We start from the raw sequence: 17,285 nt of genomic DNA, 5'->3' as shown, positions 1-17,285 counted from the left end.
ATTCGAATGAATATCACACTAACAGATAAAGCCCTGCAATGGTTTCAACAAGAGATGGAAGTAGAATCCGGAGATACAATTCGTTTTTATGCTAGATACGGTGGTTCCAGTCCTTTTCACGAAGGCTTTTCTCTCGGTATGACACGTGAAGAACCAATCCAAATCGGTGTAAAGACAGTGATTGACGATATTACCTACTATATTGATGAAAAAGATTTATGGTTTTTCAATGATCACGATTTATATGTAGATGTGGATGCTTCAAATGACGAATTAAAATATGAATATAAAAAATAAAGCAGTGTTTCCTTTCGTTTATGCGAAGGGAACACTGCTTTTTTTATATGAAACACTTCCAACCTTGGTTTATCTTCTCTCAAAGTTGTACATTCTATATTTATGTAAAATCTTGAGGAGGAAAGAACATGTCTATTTCTAAAATTGCTGATACCTCCCAAAACAATGACCAACTGTATAGTTCTCTTTCGCAAAATTTGAAAATGATTAAAAATACACTTGGGAATAGTAATGACCTTGTCATTCGAGAAATTACCATTGGAAAAGCCGAACAATTTACGTTAGCCATCATCTATGTAGATGGCTTATCCGATAAAATAAGCATTTCTAATGCTGTAATTGATAAACTAATGCTTGATATTGATGATAATAATGATGCAGAAATAGAAAAAATTATTCGATATTTAAGAGATTCTTGTTTAACAGTCGGCGATGTGAATGATATTTTTCATTTTTCAGCATTGTACAATTCAATTTTGAATGGTAATACGGTCATTTTAGTAGATGAATCTTCAACTGGTATCGTAACAAGTACTCAAGGCGCAAAAGATAGAGCCGTTATGGAGCCATCAACAGAGTCGGTCATTAGAGGTCCAAGGGAATCCTTTACAGAAACATTACGTACGAACACGGCCCTGATCCGTAGAAAAATTAAAAGTCCGAATCTCTGGATCAAATCCAGAATAATCGGTGAAGTAACAAAAACGGAAGTTGCTGTTATGTATTTAAACGGCATTGCGAATGAAAAAATAGTAGCAGAGATTCTTTCCCGATTAGATCGTATAAATATTGATGGTATTTTAGAAAGCGGCTACATTGAAGATTTTATTCAAGATTCTAAAACCACCATATTCCCTACAGTTTATAATTCTGAACGACCTGATGTTATTGCTGGTGAAATATTAGACGGTAAAATTGCTATTTTAGTGGACGGTACACCGTTTGTCCTAATTGTACCAGCCCTATTTACATCCTTTTTACAATCTGCTGAAGATTATTATCAGCATTGGATGATTAGTTCTCTTGTACGCCTTTTAAGATTTTTTGGAATAAGCTTAGCCTTGGTGGCGCCATCCCTTTATGTGGCAATCACTACCTTCCATCAAGAAATGCTACCAACTCCAATGTTGATCAGTATTGCCTCTCAACGTGAAGGAGTCCCCTTCCCTGCCGTTGTAGAGGCACTCATAATGGAGGTTGCCTTTGAGGTGTTACGAGAAGCGGGTCTTCGGATGCCAAGAACGATTGGACCAGCCGTATCCATTGTAGGCACATTAGTGATTGGTCAAGCAGCCGTGGAAGCTGGAATCGTTTCAGCAGTGATGGTCATTATTGTGGCATTAACAGCCATTTGTAGCTTCTTGTTCCCTGCTTATGGCTTATCCAATACAGTGCGCGCACTGCGTTTCCCATTAATGATTGTCTCAGCAATAGTTGGATTATTCGGTTTGATGTTTTGTCTGATGATTATCATCCTACACTTATGTAGTTTGAGAACTTTCGGTGTTCCATATTTAAGTCCATTCGGTCCATTAATTTTACAAGATCAAAAAGATGCACTCGTGTTGTTCCCTCGTAGAGCTTTATTGACTAGACCGCGCTTAATCAGTCAAAAAAACACGGTTAGGGGGCAGAAATATTTTAATACGAAAAAAAGGAATCAAACGAAAGTGTAAACGAGGAATGAACCATGTCAAAATTTAAGGCAATTTGTTTACTAATGATTCTTACTGTACTTTTAAGTGGTTGCTGGAGTAAGCGTGAGCTCAATGAATTAGCAATTGTCGTAGGATTAGGAATTGATAAATTAGATAATGAATTTGAAATAATTGTTCAAGTCGTGGATCCTAGTGAAATTTCCTCAAAACAGCCTTCAACAGGACGATCCCCCGTTATTACCTACCATTCAAAAGGTAAAACGGTTTTTGAGGCAATTAGAAAAATGACAACAGTAACAGCCAGAAAACTTTATTTTGCGCATCTTCAAATAGTTGTGCTCGGTGATGAATTAGCAAAAGAAGGAATGAATGAACCATTAGATTTAATTTCAAGAGATCATGAATTCAGAAATGATTTCGATGTCATCGTAGCGCATGACGCGACTGCTGATGAAGTTTTAAATGTATTAACACCCATCGAAAAAGTACCAGCAAATAAAATGTTAAATTCTCTTAAAACATCTGAGAAAACTTGGGGTACAACTCAATCCATTAAAATTGACGAATTAATCAATACATTAAATGACAAAGAAAAAAGTGTAGTCATGTCAGCTATTGAAATACAAGGGGATAAAAATATGGGAGAGGAGCAAACAAATGTTAAAAGATCGAAATCCTCTACGCTATTAAAATATGCAGGCTTGGCTGTATTTAAAGAAGATAAACTTATTGGACTTTTAACAGAAGAGGAAAGTAGAAGTCTAGGCTTTTTAAGGGATAAAATTGAAAATACAATTGAAATTATTGCTTGCCCTAAAGGAGGTACGTTATCTACAGAAATTACGCACTCCAAGACAAAGATAAAAGGTAAATTTGAAAAAGGAGTTCCAAAAATCAATGTTCTTATAGATATTGACCAAAATGTCGGAGAAGTTGAATGCCATATAGATCTTACTAAAGAAAAATCGATTAAATATGTAAGTAAAAAAACAGAAGAACTTATTAAAAAACGAATCGAAGAAACAATCCATACCGTTCAGCAAAATTACCGGGTCGATATTTTTGGATTTGGTGAAGTACTCCACCGCACAAATCCGAAAGAGTGGAAAAAAATAAAAAAAGACTGGCTCACCGTATTTCAAGAACTACCAGTGAAAGTTGAAGTACATGTTAACACACAAGGAACAGGGACGATGGAAAACTCATTAGTGAATAAGCCGAAGGGAGAATAAGAAATGATTATGACGATAGTCATACTACTAATTTCAGCTAGTATTGCCCTTGCCATCATTCCGACATTAAAAAAGAATAAAGAAAAGAAAGCAATCGTTATTTTTTCGATTTTATTATTGATCGGTGCTGCATTAAATATCGGGGTCTCACTAAGGCTCAAAATCCCAAGCCCACTAGACTTGGTTACCTTTATTTTTTCACCAATTAGAGATTTAATTATCTCCCTAACAAAATGAATTAAGAGAAAGGGGTATGTTCATGATGGAAAAAGAAATAATTAGTTCAAGACAATTTATGATTATTACCCTTCTCTTTTCTATTGGTACAGCCATTTTAATTATCCCTTCAACTGTAACAAGTGAATCAAAACAAGATGCTTGGATTGTAGCGATCATCGGTGTCGCTATTAGTTTACTTTTAGTAAAGCTATTCGTCGCTTTAGGAAATCGAACACCAACACAAACATTTATAGAGGCGAATGAAACCATCTTAGGTCGTTTTTTCGGAAAAATTACCGCGCTTGGTTTTATCTCTCTTACCTTACTTTCTGCAGGTGAATTATTATTTTTTATAGGGGCTTTCATGAAAACAGAGGTAATGGTTGAGACGCCTACTATGGTTTTTGCACTGCTGTTCGGTATCATCATCGTCTATGCTACATATCTAGGGATTGAAGTTTTTGCACGGTCTACGGAAATACTTTTCCCAATATTCATCTTAATTTTTATTGTTTTTGTCATTTGTATTTCTCCACAAATTCATATAGAAAATATAAAGCCAATTTTGGAAGCATCCCCAAAATCGATTAGCTTTAGTATGTTTCAATTTATAAGTCTTTTTTCATTCCCGCTTGCCGTGCTATTAATGATTTTCCCTTCTGCTGTCAATGTCCATAAATCGGCACAAAAAGGGTTTTACATTGGCTCGATGATCGGGGGGCTTATTTTAATTATCATCATCATTCTATGTATTCTTGTCCTAGGTCCTGCTAATACCGCTGCCCGCATATCCCCCAGCTATGCATTAGCCCAAAGAATTTCTATCGGAAATTTTGTGCAGCGTATTGAAGTGATTATGGCGGTCATGTGGATTATCTCTATTTTTATTAGAACTTTTATGTATTTTTATGCTTCAGTCATTGGTATAGCTCAAGTATGTAAGATCAAAGATCATCGACCACTCATTTTTCCAATAGGTTTAATTACCATTGGTCTTTCGCAAATTATTCATCCTAATATCGTACATTCCTACACTTACAATAGAGAAATTTGGCCATTGTTTTCAGGCGTTTTCACAGTTAGTTTGCCGCTATTATTATTAATTGTTGCAATGATTCGAAAAATCAACGGTAATCAAGGAAATACTACACAAAGTAATAGTAGCAGCAATGGCGGTAATTCTTCTCAGAGTGAAAGTAATAGTAATGACGAAAATTCTACGCAAAGTAACAATAGTAATAATTCCGCTCAGAGTGATAGCGGGAACAATAGCAATAATTCTACTCAGGGTGGTAATAGTAGCAATAGCAATAATTCTACTCAGAGTAACAGTAGTAGCAATAACGAGAATTCTGCTCAGGGTGATAGTAGTAGCAATAGCAATAATTCTAGTCAGAGTGACAGTAGTAGCAATAACGAGAATTCTGCTCAGGGTGATAGTAGTAGCAATAGCAATAATTCTGCTCAGGATGGTAATAGTAGCAATAGCGAGAATTTTAGTCAGAGTGATAGTAGTAGCAACAACCATCATTCCACTCAAAATGATAGTAGTAGCGATAATTCTAACCAAAGTGACAGTAGCAGTGATAGCAATAATTCTACTCAAAATGAAAGTGATACAGGCAATACACCAAATAGTGATAGGAGTGGAAATTCATCAGATAAATAACAGCATAGTAGTTTATCTCCGGAAGCCGTGAATGACATGAAGTTTAAGTATAGAGAAATTAAAAAATGATGCCCCTGACGTAATCAAGGTCATCATTTTTTCTTTACATTTACTTCTGAGCTTACGCTACAAAAGACAAGTGCTGAAAGAAATTAAATATGATATTCAATCTCATCAACAAAATCCCATTCGTATGGTGTTTCTTGGTAAACGTAGTAATTCAACCAATTCGAGAATAATAAATGCGTATGGGCACGCCACGTATTAAGTGGTTCATTTACTGGATCGTCATTTGGGAAGTAATTCACCGGTACCTCAATATCTAATCCTTTCGCGACATCACGATTATACTCATCAGCTAACGTTGTCGCATCGTATTCTAGATGACCGGTAATCATGATATTTTTATTATCCTTAGATTGCACGATGAAAACGCCAGCATCTTCTGAATAAGACAGTAATCGTAAATCAGGATGGTTGCGGACTTCATCAATCGAAACAGATGTATAACGAGAATGTGGTGCCGTAAATAAATCACTAAAACCTCGTACTAAATCCACTGTTAAATCCGTAATGACATGAGAATAGACACCTGAACATTTAGAAGAAAGCTCAATTTTGCCGATACCATAATGATGATATAATGCCGCTTGTGCGCCCCAACATATATGTAGAACCGATGTTACGTTATGCTTTGACCAATCCATAATTTGTGAAATTTCCTGCCAATAGTTCACGTCTTCAAATGCCATTTTTTCTACTGGTGCACCCGTAATAATCATGCCGTCATAGCGGCGATGGCGAATTTGATTGAAAGTCGTATAAAATAACTGCAAATGTGATTTACTGACATTTTTCGATTCATGCGTAGCGGTATTTAAAAATGTAATATTCACTTGTAACGGTGTATTCCCCAATAAACGAAGTAATTGCAGCTCTGTTTTTTCTTTTTCTGGCATTAAGTTTAAAATTAAGATATTTAACGGCCGGATTTGTTGCGTTTTTGCTCTATCCTCTTCCATTACGAAGATTTTTTCCTCTCGTAAATGTTCTCCAGCTGGTAAGTTTTTTGGAATATTAATTGGCATCTTGCATTCCCCTCTCTTTTATTTCTCTCTGTTGAAATCAATTAGTGCAACGGGCACCCCGCAAACCTCAATAAGACTTAAAATTAAAAAATCCCTCTCATTCCATATGAGATAGAATGAGAAGGATTAAGTCCACGTTCACTCTTATCTCTCAAAGGATAATCCTTTGCTGGAATTAGCACCTTTCTAACTTTTGTTAGAGGTTGCTGAAGCGTCATCGGGCCAAATCCCTCAACTTCTCTTGATAAGATTATTTAATTAAAAAGAATTGTAACATGAACAATTAAGAATATCAATAATACATAGAATATTTCGTTATTAATCATGCATGTCATTATGGTATTTGTTTAACACTAATGTGAAAGTTATGTCTACATATTTTATGGTAAACAAGCTGTAATTATGTTAACATATACCTTTAGTAACAGAGAGGAACGTGAAAAGTTTGATTAAAATTGAATTCCCAAAACCAGATTTAGTAATTCGCCAACGCGAACAAGATTTAAAGCCAGGTGATGTACCAATCACTCCATACTTCGGTTTTATTGACTTCCATAAAATCACACGTGAAAAAGGCGGCATATTCTTATTCTACAATGAACAGAATGAATTATTATTTGTCGGTAAAGCACGTAAAATTCGCCAACGTATTAAAAAGCATTTTGAGGATAATGTGTCTCCGATGAAAAATCACCGTGATGAAGTTTTCAAAATTGAAGTGTATGAAGTAGATGATCCAATGGAACGTGAAATTTACGAAACATACGCGATCAATACATTCCGCGCTAAATACAATGTTGATAAAGTTTTTTATTAAAATAAAAAATACTTTTTAACAAAAAAGAATCTGCTCGTCATCTATGTAGCTTACTACACTGATGGCTTGCAGATTCTTTTTTTAATCTAAGAAAAAGGCTTTTCGTTCTTTAGTAATCCATTCCTCAAGTTCCTGATCATCGCGCTTTAATAGTCGATTGACCAGCACGTCATGCCATATATAATCCTCTAATAAGTAAATATGAACAGGATCATTTGTAATAAAGGCCATTTCTTGATTTGACGGTGAATGACCATAAATCATCTCTTGACTATCTACTGACAGGATAAACCAATGCGGTGTGGAGGTTTTCTTCGTATAGTTTGTAATACGATGCTGGTCTATGGAAGCAATATTTTCATCCACATACAATGAAATGCCATGAACCGGAATATGTTGAGAGACCTCTTGTATATCCTCTCTCAATTCTTCAAACATATCTTCCCACATCGATAATATAACTTTTTTCTCCGCTTTTTTTAATAATGACTGACAATAATTGACGATTGCCTCTTTTCCTTTTAAGGTGACAACCTTATGCTCCGCTTCCTGCTCTTCTACCTCTAATTTTTCTAATTGATCACTAATTGATGTGAAATTCGATTGCCAACGGTGCTGAATTTGTTGTAAAAACACAGCAACTGGAATGGCTGAGTATGTCGTTTGATCTGCCGTTTCTTCTTTTAATACTAACCCTTTTTCAACGAGTCCATTAAGTATGTCATATATTCTTGCGCGTGGGATACCGGAATTTTTACTTACTTGATAGGCACTAACATGTTTATTTTGTACGAGTGCCGTATAGGCCTTTGCTTCATATTCTGTGAATCCCAGTTCTTTTAATTGGGCGATTAATAATTCCATCGAATCCCTCCATTTCCTCTATTATAAGACAAGGCTATGAAGATAAGCCAACGAAAAAAATAGGTCTTTACAGCTTAATGAATTTTAGTTACTATTTCAGTAGTAACTATCTAAAGAGGTGTAAACATGCTATTTGATGTAGATTTAAATGTAGTCATATTGTTACTATCTTTTGGGTTTTTAGCCGCCTTTGTGGATGCGGTCGTTGGGGGTGGTGGCTTAATTGCATTACCTGCCCTTATGTTTGCGGGGTTAAATCCAGCAGCAGCCGTAGCAACCAATAAGCTTGCTGGTACAATGGGGTCTTTAACATCAACTATTTCCTTCTATCGTTCCGGTCAACTAGAAATTCGTTCGGTACTCAAATACTTTCCCCTAGCCTTTATTGGATCGCTTTTTGGTGCATGGACCGTACATTTAATCAATCCTGAATTACTAAAACCACTAATGCTTATAATGCTTGCAGCTGTTGCAGTCTATACAATCTTCAAAAAAGACTGGGGTTCAGTAGCTGCAGTCAAAAATTTAAAATTTACGCACTTAGTTTTATTCATGTTATTGTTATTTTGCATTGGTTTTTATGATGGATTTCTCGGTCCAGGAACTGGCTCATTTTTAATTTTTAGCTTTTTATTAATCGGCTTTGATTTTTTAAAGGCAGCAGGAAATGCCAAATTTTTAAACTTAGCAAGTAATTTTGCGGGCCTTTTAATGTTCGCCTACTTAGGTCAAATTCATTATGTCTACGGTTTACTGATGGGGATCGCTCAAATTGCCGGTGCAACTATGGGATCCCGAATGGCGATAAAAAAAGGTAGCGGCTTTGTTCGCATATTATTTATTATCGTAACGATTACCTTGCTCACTAAAAATGCGTATGATTATATAAAAAACGCCGTAGATATCTAACTCTACGGCGTTTTAGTTTGTCGACGAACTTTCTATCCCTTCATTTCGAAGAGATTATTTCCTCCACTTCAAGTTGTATCCGTCGTTCCATTGATTCTTTCCGTCGCTTCGAGGATTCTTTCCGTCGTTCCAATGATTCTTTCCGTCGTTTTGAAGATTCTAACCGTCGCTTCGAGTTCTATCCATCATTTCGAAGGTTCTATCCGTCGCTTCAAGTTCTATCCACGAATCCTGGGGTTCTTTCCACTACTTTGGACGTTCTATCCATCATTTCGAAGGTTCTATCCATCACTTCGAAGGTTCTATCCGTCGTTTCAAGTTCTATCCACGAATCCTGAGGTTCTTTCCACGACTTTGGACGTTCTATCCATCATTTTGAAGGTTCTATCCGCCACTTCGGAGGTTCTATCCATCATTTCGAAGGTTTTATCCGCCACTTCGGAGATTCTTTCCGTCGTTTCAAGTTCTATCCCCGAATCCAGAGGTTCTTTCCACGACTTTGGACGTTCTATCCATTATTTTGAAGGTTCTATCCGCCACTTCGGAGATTCTTTCCGTCGCTTCGAAGGTTTTATCCATCTCATTCATTTTGCCTACAATAGAAAACGCCGTAGAATTCTATCTCTACGGCGTTTTCTTTGCTAGATAAACAACTTTTCGTCTTTAAATTTATGACTCGTTAATAAACTAACAATAACAAAAATGAAGAAGGATGCGACAATTGGGATTGTCACAGTATGCATGCCAAAGACGGAAGGATAAAAACGATCAATGACAATATACAAAGTCATCCCTGAAATCATTGACGCAATTGCTCCATATTTGTTGGCTTTTTTCCAATATAGTCCTAAAACGACCGTCCAAATAAAGACTGCCTCAAGTCCACCAAAAGCAAATAAATTAAGCCATACTAATAAATCTGGTGGATTTAGTGCAAATACGATTACGGCTAAACCAATCACTGCAGTAACAATAAAGCTCGCACGCTTTATTTCTGTGTCATTAGCAGTTGGCTTTATATAGTTCAAGTAAATATCTTTCACTACGGTTGAGCTAACAAGCATAAGTAGCGCATTCACTGTAGACATCGTTGCTGCCATAGGTGCTGCTAAGACAACGCCAGCTAAAAATGGTGGCAAAACCTTCAATGTCAGTAGCGGCATGACTTTATCACCAATTTCAATACCCGGCATCACTGGTCGTGCTAAAACACCGATTAGATGCATCCCAAACATGATTGTCCCAATGGCAATAGTGCCAATGATAATCGCTAAATGCATGCTTTTGGAATTTTTATAGCTCATCGCACGAACTGCAATTTGTGGAAGTCCTACAACCCCGATACCTATCAAAATCCAAAATGTAGAAACGTATAATGGCGTTAATTCACCTTCTGCTCCAAATGGAGACACTAGATTGGGATTCTCAGCGACAAGTGAGGCCATAATATGATCAATTCCTCCACCAGCTATGATAGTCCCGATTAATAAAATAACAGTTCCGATGACCATAATTGAACCTTGTACCGCGTCTGTCAATGCAACAGCACGGAAGCCCCCAATAATTACATAAGCTAATACAGAAATCGCAAAAATAAAGAGTGCAGTAGTGTAGTTTAAGCCAGTTAATGATTCAATTAATCGAGCTCCACCTACCCATTGTGCCATCATCGCTGAAAATAAAAAGATAATGATACTAATGGCAGATAGGATAACAATCGTATGACTTTTATAGCGTTCTCGTAAAAAGTCTATTAACGTAATGGCTTGATAACGTCTTGCGATAATAGCAAATTTCTTCCCTAAAATCATTAACACAAAATAACCTGCTGGAAGCTGAGCCATCGCCAGTAATACCCAGCCTAGCCCCTTCGTATAAGCAACACCTGGACCTCCAATAAAGCTACTTGCACTACCGTACGTAGCAATCATTGTCATCGCAAGAATGAAGCCTCCCATTTCACGTCCACCAAGGAAGTACTCCTGTAAAAATGAATTAGAGGAGCGTATATGCTTATTTGCCCAAATACCAATACCAAAGATAATGACTAAAAATAACAACAGTGGAAAAATAACTTGCCAATGCATTATTGATCCACCTCCTCATCGTCAAATGGTACCTCTTTGAAAAAGAGTTTCATGACTAGCCAGATTAAAATAATCATAAAGCCTGTCCCTGCCATACAACTATAGAAAAACCATGCCGGGAAACCGAAAACATACGTATAGCTTTTCGGATCACCAGAGCCTAGTCCATAGGCAAAACCAAACCAAATCGCAAAGTTAACGATCACAAGTCCGATACCGATAAGCGCCTCTCGATGCGCAATTTTAAAACGTTGATCTTTCAAAATACAGTCCCCCTAACCTACTCTATTTTACTGATATGTTCGTATTATGGGAACCTTTGTGAAAAAAATAAATGACATTTCGAAAATTGATTAAAATAAGACGTCATCATTTTAACGACAAATTGCAAAAAGCTGACCCTCATTGCTTTTCTCTCGTCATCATTCAGATTTTCACTTTTATCCATTTAAATGTTTTTGTTAACGAACGCACCCCGTTAGCCATTCATGAAGCGCCAAAATAAGAACTTCACCATAGAAAATGAAAAATCGTTAAGTTCTTTCGTGGGAGTTCTATTTTTCAATGGACTTTAAAGTGCCTAAACACTTAAGAAATCAACGATCATTTTCTTTTCAGGCTCTGGCAACATATGCATGTGTCCGCACCCTTTTAGCATATGAACCGTGTTATTTGGTATAATTCTTTTTGCTCTTGATAATACTTTTTGGGCGGGAAATAAACAATCTTTTTCTCCTGCTATAATAAGTGTCGGTGCTTTACACTGTTGCATTAATCTTTCACTCACATTAGATGGCATCCCTACTTTTGTTTTTACATGATCAAAACTATCTTTCACCATATCCAAAGTATCTTTATCAAGAATATCTTCTTTAATAGCCATAAATAGAGCTGTTTCTTTTATATATTTTTCTTTCTTTGTTAGTTTATATTTGAGTAGTGGTATTATCATTTTCACAGTAGTGATTGGAAATGCATTGTTAATACCTGATGGCACAATTAATACTGATTTTTTTACTTTTTCCGGTGCGATACACATCAGTTTTGCCAAAACGCCGCCTCCAAACGATGTCCCAAAACAAGCTATTTTATCAAACCCAAGCTTTGTAATAACCTCACTTGCCCACTTTCCATAATCATAATTATAAGGAGAAAGATTAACTTCATCACTTTTTCCAGGGTGACCAATAATATCAACTGCATAGATATGAAATTCCTTCAGCAGGAATCTGTAAGCTAGTAAATTATAGGCAGTCGTACTATTCCCACCATGAAATACTAACAAAGGTTCACCCGATAGATTGCCAGTTTCAACAATATGTGTTCTTCCAAAACGAGTATGAACGTAAACATCCTTACATGAATAATCCAATTTTTCCAATTGAGCATCATAAAGCTTTAGCGACATTTCTCTTCCAGATTGTGTTTTGTATATACTCATATAGCTCCTTCTTATAACCAAATTTCCTACCAATCCCTTATTTACATAAAGATTATATTACATTCTTTATTCTAGCCTATTAACAACACGAGAATCCATAATTTAACAAAACTAAATTTTTACTAATCTACACCGTTAGTCCAATACGAATTAAGACAATATAAAAAGGCATGAGTCCGATACAAAGAACTCATGCCCAAAATCATTACCTAATGAGGATAACCATCATATGATTGTAGATTTTTATTTTTTGCTGTTGTTTTAGTTAAGATAGATGGCATATTCATCATCCAGATAGATATCTTTTAGATAGATATCTTTCAAATAGATTTTATCAAGATAGATAACATCAAGATAAATTTTTTCAAGATATTCTTCTTCCACATAGTCTTTGTCTGTTACTACTATATTGTCAAAGTTCGCGCTTGCTTTTTCACCCGCAACAACTGTTACAGATTTAGTTACATCGTCAAAGTCGTCGCCTCGAAGAACACTTGTATATTTGCCTGGTTTAAGATTATCTAAAGAAAACTCGTCGCCGTTATTGATCCCACCATTGTAAACCTCATTGCCATTTTCATCGGTAACAACCAACGTGAACTTGACATCATACTTATCTTTTACAAATTCATTGCCGACCTTATCATTTCGTACAAATTCATCAGCTACAAGGTCATCTCGTACCTTGTAATCAGCTACAAGATCAGTTCGTACCCATCTATACTCCTTAAATTCATATTTACCTGTTGTATACCATTTAAGTCCGCCTGCATTATGGAAATACAGATAAACTACATCACCGTAACCTGCTGGCATATCGACAGAAACTGAATTACCAAAATGGGCTGGAGCGTTTCCTGGAAAATCCTTAGGGTTATTGACAACATAAGCACCGACATTTGCTGCTATGAGTCTATCATCAAAGGAAATTGTTAGTTTGCCATTCGCTATTTTCACATTATATTTATAGCCATTCGGTCTGTTTTGAGGACTTGAATCCGCAATATCAAACCAACTGCCTCCATCAGCACTTGCAGCAGCCACATTAACCGGAACATAAGTATGACCGTTTTTAAATGCATTACTAGACAAGCTTACCAATGTGTCTGTGTTGTCAGTAGATACATCTTTTGCATAAACGGGCGCGTAGTAAGGTTGGTATTCTTTTTGCCAGACGGGCTGATATTTTTTTTGCCATACAGGTTGATATGTTATTTTTTCATGTTGTTTTGTTACGTCAACATTTACGTTTAGCGAACCGACAGCAGGCTGTACTACAGGCAATTTACCGGCTGTATGGCTCAGGTTGAACTGTGTTGCACCTTTTTTAGGAGCTTCTTGCGGGAAATATTCTGCGCTTAGAAGTTTCCAGCCATAATCGGTAACAACACCAAAGTGTTGGTTACTTTTGTAAGATTGAACGTTTTTAAATTCTACTATTTTGCCGTTTTCGTCAACGAAATTGATGTTCGCGTAACCGCCGAGCTTATCAGGGTTAATAAAGTGCCAGAAAATGCCCACGCCGTCAGCTGTGTAGCCTTTAACAAAGTCAGTTTCTCCCTTTTTCTCACTAAGGTCAAAGGTTTCGCCCTGTCTGTAACTTAACCAGTCAATAGGCGCTTGATCGGCTTGATGTAGTGGGTAAGACGCTGGGTTTTCACCTATCGGATCAGATTGATTGCCGTTGTTGCCAGTACTCTTGGCGCTCGCGTTTATGGTTACATACGGAATCATTACTATTAAAACAAGCAAAAACAATAAAATCTTTTTAGTTATTTTCATGTATTCTTTTACCTCCACTATAAAAGAAAATTGATTTTATATTCCCCGAATTTCTGAAGTCAGGTCTCTTCGTTTTCAGCCTCATTGCTATCGTGCAACGTGGTTAAACGCTCAATTTCTTATGGAGTTGAGTTCTTCGTTTTCAGCCTCATTGTTGTCGTACAACGTGGTTAAACGTGAAATCATGCGAGTTTTATTCTAGTATCACCTCGTTTCTATGATTCCCCCAAATTTGAAGCAGTCTTTATTAATTAATTTTTAAAATAAATCCCATCTTAATTTAATAAATTCAAATTTATAAACATACTTCCGATAAGGGGCTGATTGGTAATCGTCAAGATGAGTTTTGCTTTATAATTTTAAAAATTAATTAAATCCTTATTCGTTTTTGGACACAAAAAGAAAAGTCACGGGAAGAATATTCACTGAAGAGGATGAGAAAATTGACAAAAAGTGTAGAAATAACAACCCTTCCAAAGCCTCAGAACATAGTCACATTAATTTAAAATATGGTACGCGATAATTAGCCACTTACAATAAATATTTCTATTCTCAGTAAATTATTACACGATTTATTAAATCACAAGCATACTATGGAATCTGCAATTATTTCAATATTCAGTTTTTCGTAGGAACACCACGCTTTTTATCGTTACCAGACGCCGAACTAGAGACCAAAAGGATGTCCGAAGCGCAAACCCCATTCTTCAGCATGCGAAAGTATGGTGGTCAAGAATCGGAGGTTACCAACCTCCTTTCAAGCCCCAACCAGCCACTTACATATTTCTACTAGTAGGGAGCAAAATCCATGTTCGACACTCGATTGATCTGACAAAACTATATAATACGAAGTCCTGTTAGCAAAGCAACTTCATTACCAATCTGGTCCATCATTTTGATCTGCCACTTTCAGATTAAATGAATTGGGATCTAGATTATTACTTTCAACTGCCCTATAGAAAATGGATTTTACCTCTTCTCGTTCTGATTCTGTAGCATCTTTATTTGCTAAAATATATTTCACCCTAATATCATCTTTTGAATAAACTGCTAGTAACATACGAAAAACATAGCCTTTCTCAGTTAATTTATTGCTTACATTTTCAAAAAGGCCATCTTCTTGATAAAGTTGAGATTGAATATCCTCTACTTCTTTTAATTTCTTTTCATTTTCAATTTTTATTTCAGTATTTTTTGAAGGGGGTTGTTCAGCTATCTTTCCTTTTGTTGAGGAATTATCGAGAAGTACAAAGGTTACAACGAATAAAATGACTACGGTTCCAATTATAGTGATTTTACCCTTTTTTATAATGAGCATCACTTCCTTTTACATTAAACATATGACCATGTAAAAGGTTTAAACACTTACTCAGATTAATATCCCGAATTTTCGTAATACAAGATTGTTAAATAAATGAAGTGATACTATTTATTATTCATCTAATCAAGTTGATAAAAAACGACCAACATTAGTAAAAAAAGATGGGATCTCTGTGAAATCCTCCGTTAGCAGCAAAAGGATACATCGCCTTTTTAAATTCATTTGAGGTCTCCTTTAAGGATTGAGTACATATATAAATCATCAAATTTGCCACAAGTATATTCATAATGCCTCAATAAACCTTCTCTTTTAAACCCCTGATTTTCTACTAATTTTTGTGATGATAAATTCGCAGGTTCGATGAGAGCCTCAATTCGTTCCATTTCAAGGTATTTATAGCCATATTTAATAACAGCTTCTAAAGCTTCGCCAGCTATTCCTTGACCCCAATATTCTTTATTTAATTCAAACCCTATTTCAGCCCGGTAATGGTTAGGGCGCATATTGAGAAAGCCACAACTACCTATTACAACATCAATATTTTTCTGTGTAATCCCCCACCTTATACCTGTACCTTCTTCCAGTATAGATTTATACCATCTTATTTCGCTCATGACGTCATTTGGGGATTTGTATGGTTCTAACCCCATGTATTTAACAACTTCTTTATCTGATAGGTATTTAAACATATCGTTTGCATCCTTTGATGTTACTTCTCTTAATATTAACCTTTCTGTTTCTATGATCGGAAATTTACTCATCATACCTTCTCCCTCTATAATATTGGTTATATTATTTTCTAAAATTTGAATATCTCACATTCATTACATAGTAGCCGACGAAACTTCACCCTTATCCAACTGACTTCTTCGTTAGTTAGCCTCAATGATCCTCAAGTAAAACCTCAATAGTTTAAGTCATGATTCACTAACTTAGACTAACTTTTTCTCTAAAACTTCTTACTCATCAGAGGTAAGCAAATATATTTAGCTATATTTAAAGATACTGACGAAATAGTTTTCTTCAGGAAAATCACCTATATATTCTAAACCATTCCTTGAATAAAACTGTTTTAACTTTTCATTTCCAGCCCAACAATCTAAATACAGGGTTTTATCTAATCCATTTGCAAAAACACAAGCAAATTTTGTTATAGCAGAACCAATGTTTTTTCCTTGAAACTTGGATAAAATGGCAATTTGAGATAAATACTTACCTTTATCATCAAGGGAAAATTCATTTATATTTTCTATATCATTTATACAAAACGTTCCTATTATTTCTTCTGCTACAATTAAAATGTACAAAAAGTTATTCTTTATCTGGTTTTTAATTTTAATATTATCCCAAGGGTATTCCCATTGGTGGATTCCTTTTTGTTGTAAATTTAATGTAACCTCATTCAATATATACAACACTTGCGATAAGTCATCGATTTTGCCTAATCTTATTTCCACTATTTAAATCTCCGTTAGTTTATTTACGCCTTGCGAGTTAAAGGTTTTTCTGGTCGGTTAGCGCAATATTTGCAATTAGAGTCACTACATGTTGATTCAGTCCAACTATCACATTTAGGGCAAAAATAAGCATCAAAATCATCATAATATACTAAATTAAACTTGCAATTAGAACAATATTTATCTTGTTGAATTTCACCATAAAATTCAAAGTCGTTTATTATCACTTTTCCATACTTTTCTACTATTTTCATAAATATACTCCTTTAAAATATTCAACCCACATCTATGTATTAAATAACCATATTAACATACATTTCCTATTTATTTTAAATATATTGAGCTTGAACGAACAAATTAGTTGGTAAAGTAAACAGAGTCATCTTAGTAAAAAAGGATAGAAAGTGCGATTCAAGCTCTTCTATCCTTCTTTTAAAATTAGTT

The 17,285-nt window shown here is 35.5% G+C and carries 17 protein-coding genes and 1 riboswitch; of the genes, 7 read left to right on the top strand and 10 right to left on the bottom strand.

Features of this window, described 5'->3' with window-relative positions; genetic code table 11:
* The first annotated feature begins 6 nt into the window (after positions 1-6).
* The 5 genes from MWJ95_RS15070 (at position 7) to MWJ95_RS15050 (ending at position 5,075) form a co-directional block, all read left to right on the top strand.
* Entirely contained in the window at positions 7-297 is a 291-nt protein-coding gene (locus MWJ95_RS15070; protein ID WP_249074684.1) for a HesB/YadR/YfhF family protein, read from the top strand.
* Positions 298-425: 128 nt separating this feature from the next.
* Positions 426-1,973: a spore germination protein gene (locus MWJ95_RS15065; protein WP_249106508.1), complete on the top strand. Its 1,548-nt coding sequence runs from the start codon at positions 426-428 to the stop codon at positions 1,971-1,973.
* A 14-nt stretch (positions 1,974-1,987) separates the two neighbouring features.
* Positions 1,988-3,187: a Ger(x)C family spore germination protein gene (locus MWJ95_RS15060; protein ID WP_249106507.1), complete on the top strand. Its 1,200-nt coding sequence runs from the start codon at positions 1,988-1,990 to the stop codon at positions 3,185-3,187.
* Between the two features lie 3 nt (positions 3,188-3,190).
* Positions 3,191-3,424 (top strand): hypothetical protein, encoded by a 234-nt coding sequence (locus MWJ95_RS15055; protein ID WP_249074681.1) that lies wholly within the window; start codon positions 3,191-3,193, stop codon positions 3,422-3,424.
* Between the two features lie 22 nt (positions 3,425-3,446).
* Positions 3,447-5,075: a GerAB/ArcD/ProY family transporter gene (locus MWJ95_RS15050; RefSeq protein WP_249106506.1), complete on the top strand. Its 1,629-nt coding sequence runs from the start codon at positions 3,447-3,449 to the stop codon at positions 5,073-5,075.
* Positions 5,076-5,227: 152 nt separating this feature from the next.
* Here MWJ95_RS15050 and metA read toward each other — a convergent pair whose 3' ends face one another.
* Positions 5,228-6,163 carry a homoserine O-acetyltransferase MetA gene (metA, locus tag MWJ95_RS15045; RefSeq protein ID WP_249074679.1) on the bottom strand — a complete coding sequence of 312 codons (936 nt, stop codon included), beginning with the start codon at positions 6,161-6,163 and terminating at the stop codon, positions 5,228-5,230.
* Between the two features lie 141 nt (positions 6,164-6,304).
* A riboswitch (SAM riboswitch) is annotated at positions 6,305-6,414 on the bottom strand.
* Positions 6,415-6,608: 194 nt separating this feature from the next.
* On the opposite strand from metA, the gene MWJ95_RS15040 reads away from it, so the two are divergent.
* Positions 6,609-6,980 (top strand): nucleotide excision repair endonuclease, encoded by a 372-nt coding sequence (locus MWJ95_RS15040; RefSeq protein ID WP_249074678.1) that lies wholly within the window; start codon positions 6,609-6,611, stop codon positions 6,978-6,980.
* An 81-nt stretch (positions 6,981-7,061) separates the two neighbouring features.
* On the opposite strand, the gene MWJ95_RS15035 is transcribed toward MWJ95_RS15040, so the two are convergent.
* Positions 7,062-7,844 (bottom strand): TrmB family transcriptional regulator, encoded by a 783-nt coding sequence (locus MWJ95_RS15035; protein ID WP_249106504.1) that lies wholly within the window; start codon positions 7,842-7,844, stop codon positions 7,062-7,064.
* A 126-nt stretch (positions 7,845-7,970) separates the two neighbouring features.
* Between MWJ95_RS15035 and MWJ95_RS15030 the strand changes: the two genes are divergently transcribed.
* Positions 7,971-8,753: a TSUP family transporter gene (locus MWJ95_RS15030; RefSeq protein WP_249106502.1), complete on the top strand. Its 783-nt coding sequence runs from the start codon at positions 7,971-7,973 to the stop codon at positions 8,751-8,753.
* A gap of 641 nt (positions 8,754-9,394) precedes the next feature.
* On the opposite strand, the gene panF is transcribed toward MWJ95_RS15030, so the two are convergent.
* From panF to MWJ95_RS14990, 8 genes are all read right to left on the bottom strand, one after another.
* On the bottom strand, positions 9,395-10,840 hold the full coding sequence (gene panF / locus MWJ95_RS15025) for a sodium/pantothenate symporter (RefSeq protein ID WP_249074675.1): 1,446 nt from the start codon (positions 10,838-10,840) through the stop codon (positions 9,395-9,397).
* The gene (locus MWJ95_RS15020; RefSeq protein WP_249074674.1) at positions 10,840-11,103 is read right to left on the bottom strand and encodes a YhdT family protein; all 264 of its coding nucleotides are present in this window, start codon (positions 11,101-11,103) and stop codon (positions 10,840-10,842) included. Before MWJ95_RS15020 ends, panF begins: the two co-directional genes overlap by 1 nt.
* A gap of 317 nt (positions 11,104-11,420) precedes the next feature.
* Positions 11,421-12,281, bottom strand: a complete 861-nt coding sequence (locus MWJ95_RS15015; protein ID WP_249106500.1) for an alpha/beta fold hydrolase — start codon at positions 12,279-12,281, stop codon at positions 11,421-11,423.
* 261 nt (positions 12,282-12,542) lie between these two features.
* The gene (locus MWJ95_RS15010; protein WP_249106498.1) at positions 12,543-14,063 is read right to left on the bottom strand and encodes a hypothetical protein; all 1,521 of its coding nucleotides are present in this window, start codon (positions 14,061-14,063) and stop codon (positions 12,543-12,545) included.
* Between the two features lie 874 nt (positions 14,064-14,937).
* On the bottom strand, positions 14,938-15,381 hold the full coding sequence (locus tag MWJ95_RS15005) for a hypothetical protein (protein ID WP_249074670.1): 444 nt from the start codon (positions 15,379-15,381) through the stop codon (positions 14,938-14,940).
* Between the two features lie 221 nt (positions 15,382-15,602).
* Positions 15,603-16,145, bottom strand: a complete 543-nt coding sequence (locus MWJ95_RS15000) for a GNAT family N-acetyltransferase (RefSeq protein WP_249106558.1) — start codon at positions 16,143-16,145, stop codon at positions 15,603-15,605.
* Positions 16,146-16,370: 225 nt separating this feature from the next.
* The gene (locus tag MWJ95_RS14995; RefSeq protein ID WP_249074669.1) at positions 16,371-16,841 is read right to left on the bottom strand and encodes a GNAT family N-acetyltransferase; all 471 of its coding nucleotides are present in this window, start codon (positions 16,839-16,841) and stop codon (positions 16,371-16,373) included.
* 23 nt (positions 16,842-16,864) lie between these two features.
* Positions 16,865-17,095, bottom strand: a complete 231-nt coding sequence (locus tag MWJ95_RS14990) for a hypothetical protein (protein ID WP_249074668.1) — start codon at positions 17,093-17,095, stop codon at positions 16,865-16,867.
* Positions 17,096-17,285 lie beyond the last annotated feature (190 nt).

It is taken from the genome of Lysinibacillus sp. Bpr_S20 (assembly GCF_023337835.1).
Taxonomy (GTDB): Bacteria; Bacillota; Bacilli; order Bacillales_A; family Planococcaceae; genus Lysinibacillus.
Note: the sequence above shows the minus strand (reverse complement) of the source record. Positions and strands in the feature narration are given on the sequence as shown.